Genomic DNA, 13,034 nt, shown 5'->3' with positions numbered 1-13,034 from the left:
CCTGTGGGAGCCGCGCTTGCCGGCTAAAGGAGGGCAAAGCCCTCGCCAGCGGTCTCAGATCAGAAGATGTTCAGTGGGTAATCGACGATCACCCGCACTTCATCGTTGTCGCTGTTGCTGTCGATCGAGGCATAGCCCTGGCTGCCACGGTGGGTGGCATAGCGCAGCTGCACCGCCAGATCCTTCAGGTCGCCTTCCTGGAACACATACTTCACGTCCAGGTCCCGCTCCCAGTGCATGGCGTTCTTGCCATCGGCGCGGTAGTAGTCGTAGTGGCTGGTGTCCTGGGTGGCCTTGGTCAGGTCCGCCTCACCCCGCGAGTACGACAGCGACGTGCTCAAGCCTGGGATGCCCATACCGGCGAAGTTGTAGTCGTACTGCAGCTTCCAAGAGCGCTCGTTCGGGGCGTTGAAGTCCGAGTACATGCGCGAATTGTCCAGGTACACGCTGTCGCCCAGGTTGATGTAGTCGAACGGCGTGTTGCCGTTGACCCGCTGGTAGGCGGCGGTGACGCTGTGGTAACCGGCGTTGACCGTGAAGTGCAGGCTGTAGGTGTTGTTGTCGATCTTGCCCAGCAGCGCCTGGCCGGTGTCCTGGGTGTGATAGAAGTGCACGCCCGGGTTGAGGCTGACCAGGTCGTTGACCACGTAGGTGTAGTCGAAGTCGGCGTAGTACTGGTTCCAGATGTCCTTCAGCTCGGCCGCGTACAGGTTGGTGGTGATGTTCTCGGTACCGCTCCACGACGCGCCCGCCCAGTTCAGGTGCTTGCTCTTGTCGTGCTCATCCAGCGAGCCGTAGTAGGTGTCGATACGACGGTGGCCGCTCTGGTTGTACGGGTGGGTGAAGCTGACCTGGCCGCCTTCGAGCAGCAGGCCGTCGACGCTGTGGTTGGTCAGGCTCACACCGCGGAAGGTCTGCGGCAGCATGCGAGTTTCACCGCCTGCGATCACCGGGTTGGTGATGAACAGGTCACCGGCTTTCAACTCGGTGTCGAAGGCCTTGAGCTTGACCGCTGCACCGGCCGTGGAGAACGAGTGCGGGGCGGCGCCCAGCTCACCGTTGTCCTTGATGTGCTCGGGCAGAATGCTGGTGCCGGCATGGCCGCCACCGCCGTCGAGCTTCAGGCCCAGCATGGCATGGGCATCGAGGCCGAAGCCGACCACGCCCGGGGTGTAGCCGGACTCGAAACGGGCGACTGCGCCCTGGCCCCACTCGCGGGTGTCGCGCACGCCGGCATTGTGGTTGTCGCGGTTGAAGTAGGCGTTACGGAAATGCAGGTTGAAGGACGAACCTTCGATGAAGCCATCAGCCTTGTCTTCATCTGCCTGGGCGGCGAAAGGGATCGTTGCAGTCAACGCAATGAACAGCGGGGTAAAACGAAACGCGGAAGGCACCGGTACTAGCTCCTTTGGTCTGGCGGTGGGGCAGTTTTTATTTTTTGAATGTGCGTCTTTTTATAGGTGTACGTTACGGCGGGGCTGATAGTTAGAGCACATAAAAAAAGCCGCTGATCGGCAGCGGCTTTAAAAGGCTAACATATCGGCACCAACGGTGCCCATGGCGTAGCCAAGGGAAAACGGGAGCGGGTGCGACGCGCGATCAGCTATCGGCATTGGCGTCGCTGGAGACTTTCGAAGCTGTCTGTTCTGCGTCTTTGACGGCGTCGGCCTTGTGTGCCAGGGCTTCGCGGGAGTCTTGGTGAACAGCGGCAAGTTCTGCAGTGCGAGCAACGAAAGCCGGGGATTCTTCGGCCATGGCCAGGGGCGACAACAACAGGGACGACAGAACGAAAACGCTGGCAATACCCATACTGTTGGACATGATTGAAACTACCTTCTTGCGGGGCAAGTGCTATGAGGACGGGGGTAAAGTTAGTCCCTTTAATGCCCTGGAAACAGCGTCTTTGGCGATAAGCACTGTTGCGCAAAAAGTAATGATCGCGGGGAAAGCAATTGGACCTTGGCCGCAAACTACCGTACTAGAAAGCTTGCACGCTTTTTTGTAGGAGCGGCCTTGTGTCGCGAAAGGGGCGCGAAGCGGCCCCACATTCTTTGCCATGGCTTAGATTGCCGGGGCTGCTGCGCAGCCCTATCGCGACACAAGGCCGCTCCTACACCGATTGCGCAGGCTTCAGAACCGGTAAGCACATGCCGAAGGTATTGGCGCCGGCCGCGCTGCGCACAAAAACCTCCCCACCATGCATCAACGCAATCGCCTTGACGATCGCCAAACCCAGCCCATGGTTACCGCCGCCACTGTTGCTGCGCGCCGCATCCACCCGGTAGAACCGCTCGAACAGCAAAGGCAGGTGCGCATCGTCGATGGCCGGCCCTGGGTTGCTGACAGCAATGCAGACCTGTTCCGGCCCCGCCTCTATGTGCACGCGAATGACCTGATTCGGCGCCGTGTGCTGCACGGCGTTGTTCAGCAGGTTGATCAACGCCCGGCGCAACTGGGCCTTTTCGATGGGCGCCTGGGCGTCACCGCTGACGGTAACGCTGACCTGGGCGTCTTCGAGGATGTAGTCCAGGTAATCGAGGGTGGTGGCCACTTCTTCGGCCAGCGAGGCCTGGGTCAGGGCGGTCGCCTTGCTGCCCTGGTCGGCGCTGGCGAGGAACAGCATGTCGTTGATGATGCTGCGCAGGCGCTCCAGTTCTTCCAGGTTCGACTGCAGCACTTCGAAGTAGTGCTCGGCGCTGCGCCCGCGGGTGAGGGCGACCTGGGTCTGGCCGATCAGGTTGGTCAGCGGTGAGCGCAGTTCGTGGGCGACATCGGCGTTGAAGGCTTCCAGCCGCGAATAGGCTTGGCTGACCCGGTCCAGCGCGGCATTGAAGGCACCGGCGAACTGCGCCAGTTCGGGTGCCAGGTTTTGCGTCTGCAAGCGGCCATCCAGGCGCGGCGGTGCCAGGGCCTGGGCCTCGTTGGACAGTGCCAGCAACGGCCGCAGGCCGATGCGTGCCACCCAGTAACCCAGCACCGAGGCCAGCAGTACACCGAGCACGGCCAGGCCGACAATGGCCACCAGCAGGCTATGCTGGGCTTGCCAGAAGGTTTCCGTGTCGATGCCGATCAGAAAACGCAGCGGCGGGCGCTCGCCCAGGGCCGGCAGTTCGCTGACCAGCACCTTGTACGGGTAGAGGCGGTCGGGCAGGTGCAGGTCACGCATGCCTTGCGGGCCCTCGGCGAAGGCGCGGACCAGCTCGCTGGGCTGGCCATACTCGTAGGCCGGGTTGCTGCTGACGACCCAGAAGCGGATGCGCTTGTCTTCTTCGCTGAGCAGGTTGAGCTTGTTGTTGATCTTGGCCCAGTGCTCTGGTGTGCCGAAACGGTTGAGGGTGGACTCCAGCACGCTGAAGCGCGCATCCAGCTCGGCTGCCGGCAACAGGTCGAGGCTGCGGTCGACCTGGCGGTACAGCGCCGAGCCGATCAGCACGAACACCCCCAGCGCCACCAGGATGAACAGTGCCGAAAGGCGTAGGGCGATGGAGTTAAGCGGCGCGGTTTTCCAGGACATAGCCCATGCCTCGGATGGTGTGCAGCAGCTTGTTGTCGAACGGCCCGTCGAGCTTGGCACGCAGGCGCTTGATGGCCACTTCGACGACATTGGCGTCGCTGTCGAAGTTGATGTCCCAGACCAGCTCGGCGATGGCGGTCTTGGAGAGTATTTCGCCCTGGCGCCGGGCCAGCACGCTGAGCAGCGAGAACTCCTTGGCGGTCAGCTCCAGGCGCTGGCCGGCGCGGCTGGCCTTGCGCGCCATCAGGTCGATCCACAGGTCGCCGACCTGGATCTGCAACGGCTCGTGAGTACTGCTGCGGCGGGTCAGGGCCTGCAGCCGGGCGACCAGTTCGAGGAACGAGAACGGCTTGCCCAGGTAATCGTCAGCGCCTTCGCGCAGGCCGTGTATGCGGTCTTCGACGCGCTCGCGGGCGGTGAGCATGATCACCGGCGTCTGCTTGCGCGCGCGAAGTGCGCGCAGCACGCCGTAGCCGTCCAGGCCCGGCAGCATCACATCGAGCACGATCACCGCGTAGTCGCCTTCCAGGGCCAGGTGCAGGCCATCGATGCCGTCCCGTGCAAGGTCGACGGTAAAGCCCTGCTCGGTCAGGCCGCGGCGCAGGTAGTCGGCGGTTTTTTCTTCGTCTTCGATGATCAGCACACGCATGGTCTTGTCCTAGCTGGCACTTGGTGCCGCCGCACGGGCGGCCTGGCGGCGGTGGAACAGGCGCTCCAGGGCCAAGTATATGACCGGGGTGGTGAACAGCGTCAGCGCCTGGCTCACCAACAACCCGCCAACCACCGCGATGCCCAGCGGCTGGCGCAGCTCGGCGCCGGCGCCGAAGCCGAACATCAGCGGCACCGCGCCGAGCAGGGCGGCAAGGGTGGTCATGATGATCGGCCGGAAGCGCGTCAGGCACGCCTGGTGAATCGCCTGCTCGGGCGTCATGCCGTGGTGGCGCTGGGCTTCCAGGGCGAAGTCGATGAGCAGGATCCCGTTCTTCTTGACGATACCGATCAGCAGCACCACGCCGATCAGGCCCATGATGCTGAAGTCCTGCCCCATCGCCCAGAGCAATATCAACGCACCCAGGCCGGCCGAGGGCAGGGTGGAAATGATGGTCAGTGGGTGGACGAAACTCTCGTAGAGCACCCCGAGGATGATATACACCGCTACCAGCGCGGCGAGGATCAGCCACGGCTGGCTCGACAACGAACTCTGGAACGCCTGGGCCGCGCCCTGGAAGTTGCCGCTGATCGAGTCGGGCATACCGAGTTCGCGCTGGGTACGCTCAAGGATCTTCACCGCATCGCCCAAGGCCACGCCGGGTGCCAGGTTGAACGACAGGTTGGCCGCCGGGAACAGGCCGTCGTGGCTGATCGACAGCGGGCCGGTGCTCGGCGGCGCGACATGCGCCAGGGCCGACAGTGGCACCATCTCGTTGGTCAGCGGCGAGCGCAGGTAGAAGAAGTTCAGGCTCTCGGCCTTGCCGCGCTGCTTCGCGTCCAGTTCGAGGATCACCTTGTACTGATTGGTCTCGGTCTGAAACTCGCTGATCTGGCGCTGACCGAAGGCATCGTACAGCGCCTGGTCGACGTCGGTGGTGGTCAGGCCGAAGCGCGCCGCGGCCTGGCGGTCGATGTCGATGCGGGTGACGCTGGCGCCCAATTGCAAGTCGTTGGACAGGTCGCGGAACACCGGGTTTTCCCGCAGGCGGTCGGTCAGGCGCTGGGTCCACAGGTTCAGCGCCACGCCGTCGTTGCTCTTGAGTACGTACTGGTACTGGGTACGCGAGGGGCCGGAGCTGAGGTTGATGTCCTGGCCGGCCCGCATGTACAGGACGATGCCCGGCACCTGGGCAAGCTTTGGCCGCAGCCGGTCGATCAGCTCGCTGGCCGACACATCACGCTCGCCACGCGGCTTGAGGGCGATCCAGAAGCGGCCATTTGCAATGGTCTGGTTGCTGCCGGTGACCCCTACCGAATGGGAGTAGGCCTGCACTGCCGGGTCGTCGCCGATGATCTTTGCCAGCGCCAGATGCTTCTCGACCATCGACGGGTACGATACGTCCGCCGCCGCCTCGGTGGTGCCGAGGATGAAACCGGTGTCCTGCAGCGGGAAGAAGCCCTTGGGGATGCCGACATAACCGACCACGGCCAGGGCCAGGGTCACGCCGAATACACCCAAGGTCAGGCGCTGGTGGGCGAGGGCGTGGTTCAGGCCTTTCTCGTACCACTTCACCAGCCGCTCGCCGAAGCCACCGTGGTGCTCGCCGGGTGGTCGGCGCATGAACAGTGCGCACAGGGTTGGCGCCAGGGTCAGCGACACCACCACCGAAATGAGGATGGTGGAGGTGGCGGTCAGGGCGAATTCCTTGAACAGCCGGCCGACCACACCGCCCATGAACAGCAGTGGGATGAACGCGGCGATCAGCGAAAAGCTGATCGACACCACGGTGAAACCGATCTCGCCCGCGCCCTTGAGCGCCGCCGTGCGGCTATCGTCACCGGCCTCCAGGTGACGGTGGATGTTCTCCACCACGACGATGGCGTCGTCCACCACGAAGCCCACCGAGATGACGATGGCCACCAATGTCAGGTTGTTGAGGCTGAATCCCATGACATACATCAGCGCGCAACTGGCGATTAGCGACACGCCGAGCACGCTGGACACCACCATCGTTGCCGACCATTGGCGCAGGAACAGCGCCATCACCCCGATCACCAGGGCCACGGCGATCATCAAGGTCAGCTCGACTTCGTGCAAGGAGGCGCGAATGGTCTGGGTGCGGTCCTGCAGCACCGACACTTCGATCGACGCGGGTAGCATTTCCTGCAGCTTGGGCAGGGCCGCCATCACCCGGTCGACGGTGTCGACGATGTTTGCCCCAGGCTGGCGGAACACCACCAGGTTGAGCCCCGGCTGGTCGCCGGACCAGGCTTTGACGTAGGCGTTTTCGGCGCCTTTGATGACCTTGGCCACGTCCTTGAGGTGCACCGGCGCGCCGTTGCGGTACGAGACGATCAGCTGGGCGTAGTCCTCGGGGTGGAACAACTGGTCGTTGGCGGCGATGGTCGAGACGCTGTGTTCACCGTACAGCGCGCCCTTGGCCAGGTTCAGGCTGGTCTGCTGAATGGCCTGGCGCACATCGGCCAGGGTCAGGCCGATGGCGGCGAGTTTTTCCGGCTGGGCCTGCACGCGAATGGCCGGGCGCAGCTGGCCGGTGATGTTGATCAGGCCGACCCCTTCGATCTGGCTGAGCTGGCGCGCCAGCAGGGTTTCGGCGTAGTCGCTGAGGTCATTGCCGGGCATTTGCGCGGAGCTGACGGTGAGCACCAGCACCGGGCTGTCAGCCGGGTTGACCTTGCGCCAGGTCGGCGGGTTGGGCAGGTCCTGGGGCAGGCGGGCGGTGGCGGTGTTGATCGCCGCCTGGACTTCCTGGGCGGCGGTGTCGATGTTCTTGTCGAGGGTGAACTGCAGGATCAGCGTGGTCGAGCCCAGCGCACTGCTGCTGGTCATCTGGGTCATGCCGGGGATGGCACTGAACTGCACCTCCAGCGGTGTGGCCACCGAAGACGCCATGGTTTCCGGGCTGGCACCGGGCAGCTGGGTGGTGACCTGGATGGTCGGGAAGTCCGCTTCGGGCAGCGGTGCCACCGGTAGCCGCGGGAAGGCGATGGCGCCGAGCAGCACCAGGGCGAAGGTCAGTAGCAGGGTGGCGATCGGGTGGTCGATGCACCAGGCCGAAACACCGTTGCGGGTATTCATGGCTGGCTCCTGCGGTCAGCCATTTCCGCCGGCGGCGGTGCGTCCGGGGTGACCTCGACCCGCGAGCCGGGCTTGAGCCGTGACTGGCCGTCGAGCACCAGGCGCTCGCCCGGCTTGACCCCGGCGATGATGTTCAGGCTGCTGTCCTGGTACACCACCTTGACCGGAACGGCGGTGACTTTGTCTCCGTCCAGGCGGTAGACGAAGTGCCCGTCGACGCCGCGCTGCACCACCGGCGGCGGCACCACCAGGGCGTTCTCCTCGACTGCCGTGCGCAGGCGGATGGTGACCAGTTGCCCCGGCCACAGGCGGCCGTCCTTGTTGTCGAATTCGGCCTTGACCCGCACCGTGCCGGTATTGGCCGAGATCTGGTTGTCGATCAGCGCCAGGTGGCCTTCGCCGAGCAGGTTGCGTTCGCCGTCGGCGTCCATGTAGGCCTCCACCAGCGCCGGGGTTGGCACCTTGAGCAGGGCTTGCAGGGTCGGCAGCATCTGTTGCGGCAGGGCAAACTCGACGGCAATCGGGTCGATCTGGGTGACGCTGAACAGGCCTTGGGTATCCGTGGTGCGCACCAGGTTGCCGGGGTCGACATTGCGGATGCCGACACGCCCGGTCACCGGAGAGCGGATCTGCGTGTACGACAGCTGCACCTCGGCATTGGCGATGGCCGCCTGGTTGCCCTTGACCGTGGCCTGCAGCTGGTTGACCAGCGCCTGCTGCTGGTCGAGGGTCTGCTTGGACACGCCATCGTCGGTGCTGAGCAGGCGGTAGCGCTTGAGGTCGACGCCAGCTACCTGGATCTGCGCCTGGCTCTGGCCGAGCTGGGCACGGGCCTGGTCGAGCGTGGCGCGGATTGCGCGGTCATCCAGGGTGGCGAGCAGGTCGCCTTCCTTCACCCACTGGCCTTCCTTGACCAGCACCTGGGTCAGCACCCCCTCGACCTGTGGCCGCACTTCGACGCTGTGCAGCGACAGCACCGAGCCAATGGCGCTGGCGTAGCGCGGTACGTCCTGCTGGGCGACGCTGACCACGCGCACCGGGATCGCCGATTGCGTGCGCGGCGCGGAGGCTTGCTGTCGCTGGCCATACCAGACACCCAGGGCCACCAGAGCGAGCAGCGCCAACGCGGCGAGAAGAACAGAACGGGAAGGACGTCGCATCGGCGCGGGCACCTTGGCCAAGGGGTGGGAAACGGAGATATGTATTGGAGTTTATAGCGCTGTGACCGGGTCGGCAGCGTGACAGCTGGCTGACAGCGGTGACAGGTTGGGGGGGGACCAGCTTCCACTCCTGCGCTGTACTTGGACTGCCCCCAAGAAGTTGGACAAAAAATCCAACCCTTGGGGGACCTATGGGCAAATACACAGAGCAGTTCAAGCTCACAGCCATCACAGCCTACCTGGATGGCGATAACGGCTTCCGAAAGGTAGCCCAACATTTCGGTATCGATTTCAGCCTGCTGCGCCGATGGGTTGCCAGCCATCAGAGCAACCCCAGCCCTTCTCCGCGCTTACCCGGGCGGGGTTATGACGACGATTTTAAGCGGCAGGTGCTCAGCTACATGCACGAGCATCGTCTTTCTATGCGCCAAACCGCGGCGCATTTTGGCCTCGGCCAGTCGTCGCGGATAGGCAACTGGCAGCGGCAGTATTACAGTGGTGACCCTGTAGCTCCTGTCGACCGCCAGAACATGCCGATCAAAGTGCCGAAGAAGATCAAACCTGCAAAACCCACAGATACCGACGATTCGCAAAAGTCCCGAGACCAGCTGATGGCGGAGCTCGAATATCTGCGCATGGAGAATGCTGTCTTAAAGGAGCTCAAGGCTCTGCGGGAGGAAAAGGAACGAATATCGGGGAAAAAGTCCTGATCGTTTCCAAGCTCAAACGTAGATTTCCTTTGCCTGACCTGCTGCGGCTGATCGGGCTGGCTCGCAGTACCTTTTACTATCAGGTGCAGCGCCAGCAGAAGCCGGACAAATATGCCGAGCTTAAAGAGAAGATTCAGCAGATCTATCACAAAGAGAAAGGGCGCTACGGCTACCGACGCGTTGCGCTCGTGATTAGAAAGGAGGGGGTGCTGGTCAACAAGAAGGTCATCGAGGAGCTGATGGCTGCCCTGGGGCTGAAATCACTGGTGCGGCCCAAGAAATATCAGGCCTACCGAGGTGCTGTTGGCAAGATAGCGACGAATCTGCTGGAGCGAAATTTCGTCGCCCAGCGTCCTAACCAGAAATGGGTGAGTGATGTAACCGAGTTCAAGGTGGCTCAACAGAAGCTCTATCTTTCGCCAGTGATGGATTTGTACAACGGGGAAATCATCGCCTACGAGACGGCGAGTCGCCCCCAATACAGCCTGGTTGGAAACATGCTCGACAAGGCATTCAAAATCCTGGGAGAGAAGCCGAAGCTAGTGCTCCACACCGACCAGGGATGGCAGTACCAGCAGGCTCAATATCGTCACAAGCTCCGCAGTCGCGATGTCTCGTAAAGGCAATTGCCTGGACAATGCGGCTATGGAAAGCTTCTTCGGTACACTCAAGTCAGAGTTTTTCTACCTCAAGCGCTTCGAGAGTATTGATGAATTGAAAGCAGGCCTGGATGAGTACATTCACTACTACAACCATGACCGCATCAAGCTAAGGCTCAATGGCCTGAGCCCTGTCGAGTACAGGACCCAGGCGGCAGCTTAAAACTGTCCAACTTGTGGGAGCCGCGCTTGCCGGCGATGGGCCGCAAGCGCGGCGCCCGCAGGAGAGCGGAGCGCGGCAAGCAGCTGTAGGAAAATTCCCAAACTGAAACCAAATGCTTCAAGAGCGCGGGGGTGACGAATTATCCTACGCGCTCTGTCGGATGGCGTCTGATAGGCGGGGAACTGCTTCAGCGATAACTTCACGGTTCGCCAAAAACGGCGAGCGGCTGTGAGAAGCTGCGGTTGTATCACCATTGCCATCTGAGTTATGGCAGCCGTACGCGTGCAGACTTCGGTCTGGGCCGCGGTTCTGGTGACGCGGACTTCTCACCTCGCGTACGGCTGCCACCTAATCCGTGAGAAGAGCAAGGTGGTCGCTTTCCAGTAGCATTAATAGGGAAGTCACCATGAAGAAAATCGTACCGGATCCACCACCCTCGTTCCCACTCCGTTACCTCACAATGATCGCCGACCTAACCGTCGAAGACGCCAAGCCCCACGCTGCCGCTCTCATGGACAGCCTCTCCAGCACCATCCAAGTCTTGCTCGAAACCGAATCCAAAGACCACCGCCAGGTCCTGCTGGAAAAAATGAGTATTCTTACCGAGCTGCTCCGTACCCTGGCCTGTCACATGGCAATGCAGGAGATGGCCCATGACCAATGAGCTGAAGTCCCGCAGTACAGCCGGTAAAGAAACCTTCCTGGACCTGTACGCCATCCAGCCGGGCATCCCGCTCGATCATGCCTTCGATGAGTTGTCGGTCTTGCCCGGTTGCATCCGCCATTTGAGCGAAGAGGCGGAGATGGAGGGCAACCTGATAGCAGGCAGTGCGGCGCGGATTCTCAGTGCCATGGCCAAGGCACTGATCAATGATATGGAAATGGTCTTGAATCGCAGCGCCTGAACGTTATTGGGGCCGCTTTGCAGCCCTTCGCGGGCGTGCCCGCGAAGAGGTCGGACCTGCTTACCTAAAATTCAATGAAGGCATAGTAGACCGGCGCCTCAGCAGTGGTCTGCAATCCCCGACCCTGCAACTCACTCACCAGCTCGGGCTGCTCCACATGCAGCATCCACTCAACCCCGGTCCCAGATGGCGCCTGTGCCAGCACCTCAGCAAAGGCCGTCATCTCCGGCAGCCAAGCGGTAAACCCATTGCCCTTGAGCGCGCTGATGGTCATCCCCAGCGCCTCGCAGATAGCCACCTTGGCCGCGATATCATCACGATCCGCCTGCCGCGAAGCCTGCACCAGCGCCAGCAGCGCCGGGTCCACCGGCAGTGTGCCGTGGATCAGCTCGGGCCCTTGCTCCCAAGCCTCGGGCGGGCAGTCCTTGTTCTCTGGCCGCAGCGGAATATGCGGATTGATTTCCACCGGGTAGATGCGACAGACCAGCGGTCGGCTTTCATAAATGGTGCACAGGTCGTTGTCGTCGAGGTTGCGACAGCGCCCCGGGTTGAACGCGGCAAAAGTCACCGAAACGCGCACTTCGCTACCGCCGCAACGCACCAGATACGAGCGACGCAGCACATGCTCGCGCTGATCCACCGGCATCCCCGGCCCATCGGTCACGAAGCCTTCGATCAAGACCACCACCTGGCCACCGCCTGCCGCCCACTGGCGCGCCTCGTCCAAGGTCAGCGGTACATGGTGGCCGGTGCAGCACTTGCCACAACCAGTACAGGCAAAACGCAGGCTGTCGTTCACTTGGCGTCCGGGTTCCATTCGCTGACAAAGGCCTGCTGCTGCTTGCGGTCGTACAGGCACAGTTCGGTGCCCGTCTGTTGCTGCATGTGCTTCTGTGGATAAACCCCTTCGATCAGCAGGGCACTGAAACCGACCTGGTCATCGAACTCCGCCGGTTTGCCGCGGGCATGGGCATCCTTGAACTGGCTGGCCTTCAGGCAGGCCTTGAGCATCTGCTGGCGTTGCTCGTTCCAGGCCTGGCTGCTGGAGGCCTGGGCAGCACCGCTGAACAGTACGCAGGCGATCAGGAGAGAGCTGAAAAACTTCATACGCGGTTCCGGGAATTGATCCGAGGGGCGCGAATTATGCCCGAGTCATCCCTGGCGGCAAGCCAGGGAGTTTGTCGCTGAATATAACAACACGAGCTTCAGCGCTCGGCAAACACCACGGTCCGTGCCGCGGTCACCAGGCAGTCGGTCAGGTCGGGCGAGGAGAACTTGGTGAGGATGGCATTGGCCCCGGCCAGCTTGGCTTTCTCGCTGCTCATGGCGCTGTCCAGCGAGGTGTGCAGCAGCACATAGAGGTGCTGGAAGTCCGGCGTCTCGCGCAAGGTGCGGGTGAAGGCATAGCCGTCCATCTCGGACATCTCGATGTCCGAAACGATGATGTTGATCTCTTGCGCGGTGCCTTGCAGCTCCAGCAGTACGTTCATCGCATCCTTGGCGCTGCGTGCGGTGTGGCAGTCGATGCCGAGGTTGCGCAGGGTGTGCACCGACTGTTGGAGCGCCACCTGGCTGTCGTCGACCACCAGAATGTTGGCGGCGGCCAGCAAGCTGGCGTCTTCCTCGCTCAGTTCACCCGGCTGTGGCTCAGGCTCCGGCGGGGCGATGCCGTGGATGACCTTTTCGATGTCCAGCACTTGCACCAAGGTGTTGTCGACCCGGGTCACGCCGGTGATGAACGACCGGTTGCCCGAGCCGAACGGTGGCGGCTTGATGTCGGTGCTCAGGCAATGGACGATGCGGCTCACGGCCTGCACGTGCAGGCCTTGGCGCGAGCGGCTGATCTCGGTGACGATAAGGCAGCCGCCGTCCGGGTCGGCCAGCGGGCGTTCGCCAATGGCCCGAGACAGGTCTATCACCGACAGCGAGTTGCCGCGCAGGGTCGCCACGCCCTTAACGTGCGGGTGCGATTCAGGCAGCTTGGTCAGTGGCGGGCAGGGGATGATCTCGCTGACCTTGAGCAGGTTGATTGCCATCAGCTTGCCGCTGCGCAGGGTGAACAGCAGCAGTGACAGCGAGTCCGCGCGGGCATTTTGCGTGGCCATGGTGACCTTCGTGGGAGACAGGGGATAACGGGTTATCGGCCTGACCTGGCGGCTCTTTAGCTGCACA

Annotated in this window: 11 protein-coding genes and 1 pseudogene; 3 read left to right on the top strand and 9 right to left on the bottom strand. The window is 62.5% G+C overall.

Annotation, left to right across the window (positions count from 1 at the left end):
- Positions 1-59: 59 nt before the first annotated feature.
- The 6 genes from ACLEJU_RS27225 to ACLEJU_RS27200 form a co-directional block, all read right to left on the bottom strand.
- Positions 60-1,394, bottom strand: a complete 1,335-nt coding sequence (locus ACLEJU_RS27225; RefSeq protein WP_435425545.1) for an OprD family porin — start codon at positions 1,392-1,394, stop codon at positions 60-62.
- A 205-nt stretch (positions 1,395-1,599) separates the two neighbouring features.
- Positions 1,600-1,821 (bottom strand): hypothetical protein, encoded by a 222-nt coding sequence (locus tag ACLEJU_RS27220; RefSeq protein ID WP_435425546.1) that lies wholly within the window; start codon positions 1,819-1,821, stop codon positions 1,600-1,602.
- Positions 1,822-2,110: 289 nt separating this feature from the next.
- Positions 2,111-3,514: a heavy metal sensor histidine kinase gene (locus ACLEJU_RS27215; RefSeq protein ID WP_435425547.1), complete on the bottom strand. Its 1,404-nt coding sequence runs from the start codon at positions 3,512-3,514 to the stop codon at positions 2,111-2,113.
- Positions 3,489-4,163 (bottom strand): heavy metal response regulator transcription factor, encoded by a 675-nt coding sequence (locus tag ACLEJU_RS27210; protein ID WP_435425548.1) that lies wholly within the window; start codon positions 4,161-4,163, stop codon positions 3,489-3,491. Before ACLEJU_RS27210 ends, ACLEJU_RS27215 begins: the two co-directional genes overlap by 26 nt.
- Positions 4,164-4,172: 9 nt before the next feature.
- Entirely contained in the window at positions 4,173-7,265 is a 3,093-nt protein-coding gene (locus ACLEJU_RS27205) for a multidrug efflux RND transporter permease subunit (RefSeq protein WP_435425549.1), read from the bottom strand.
- Complete coding sequence (locus tag ACLEJU_RS27200; RefSeq protein WP_435425550.1) at positions 7,262-8,425, bottom strand: efflux RND transporter periplasmic adaptor subunit; 1,164 nt, start codon at positions 8,423-8,425, stop codon at positions 7,262-7,264. The genes ACLEJU_RS27205 and ACLEJU_RS27200 overlap by 4 nt, the downstream gene beginning before the upstream one ends.
- 191 nt (positions 8,426-8,616) lie before the next feature.
- Between ACLEJU_RS27200 and ACLEJU_RS27195 the strand changes: the two are divergent.
- From ACLEJU_RS27195 to ACLEJU_RS27185, 3 genes and pseudogenes are all read left to right on the top strand, one after another.
- Positions 8,617-9,957: pseudogene (locus ACLEJU_RS27195) on the top strand (IS3 family transposase).
- A 406-nt stretch (positions 9,958-10,363) separates the two neighbouring features.
- The gene (locus ACLEJU_RS27190; protein WP_435425665.1) at positions 10,364-10,621 is read left to right on the top strand and encodes a hypothetical protein; all 258 of its coding nucleotides are present in this window, start codon (positions 10,364-10,366) and stop codon (positions 10,619-10,621) included.
- Positions 10,611-10,862: a DUF3077 domain-containing protein gene (locus ACLEJU_RS27185; protein WP_435425664.1), complete on the top strand. Its 252-nt coding sequence runs from the start codon at positions 10,611-10,613 to the stop codon at positions 10,860-10,862. Before ACLEJU_RS27190 ends, ACLEJU_RS27185 begins: the two co-directional genes overlap by 11 nt.
- A 64-nt stretch (positions 10,863-10,926) precedes the next feature.
- On the opposite strand, the gene ACLEJU_RS27180 is transcribed toward ACLEJU_RS27185, so the two are convergent.
- The 3 genes from ACLEJU_RS27180 to ACLEJU_RS27170 all read right to left on the bottom strand — a co-directional run bounded on the left by ACLEJU_RS27180 (position 10,927) and on the right by ACLEJU_RS27170 (position 12,967).
- The gene (locus tag ACLEJU_RS27180; protein ID WP_435425663.1) at positions 10,927-11,661 is read right to left on the bottom strand and encodes a YkgJ family cysteine cluster protein; all 735 of its coding nucleotides are present in this window, start codon (positions 11,659-11,661) and stop codon (positions 10,927-10,929) included.
- Positions 11,658-11,969: a hypothetical protein gene (locus ACLEJU_RS27175; RefSeq protein WP_435425662.1), complete on the bottom strand. Its 312-nt coding sequence runs from the start codon at positions 11,967-11,969 to the stop codon at positions 11,658-11,660. The genes ACLEJU_RS27180 and ACLEJU_RS27175 overlap by 4 nt, the downstream gene beginning before the upstream one ends.
- Positions 11,970-12,067: 98 nt before the next feature.
- Complete coding sequence (locus tag ACLEJU_RS27170) at positions 12,068-12,967, bottom strand: chemotaxis protein (protein WP_079229680.1); 900 nt, start codon at positions 12,965-12,967, stop codon at positions 12,068-12,070.
- Between the last annotated feature and the right edge of the window lie 67 nt (positions 12,968-13,034).

This window comes from Pseudomonas sp. SMN11 (genome assembly GCF_052041945.1).
GTDB lineage: Bacteria > Pseudomonadota > Gammaproteobacteria > Pseudomonadales > Pseudomonadaceae > Aquipseudomonas.
The sequence above is the reverse complement of the archived record's forward strand: the minus strand, read 5'-3'. Positions and strand labels throughout refer to the sequence as shown.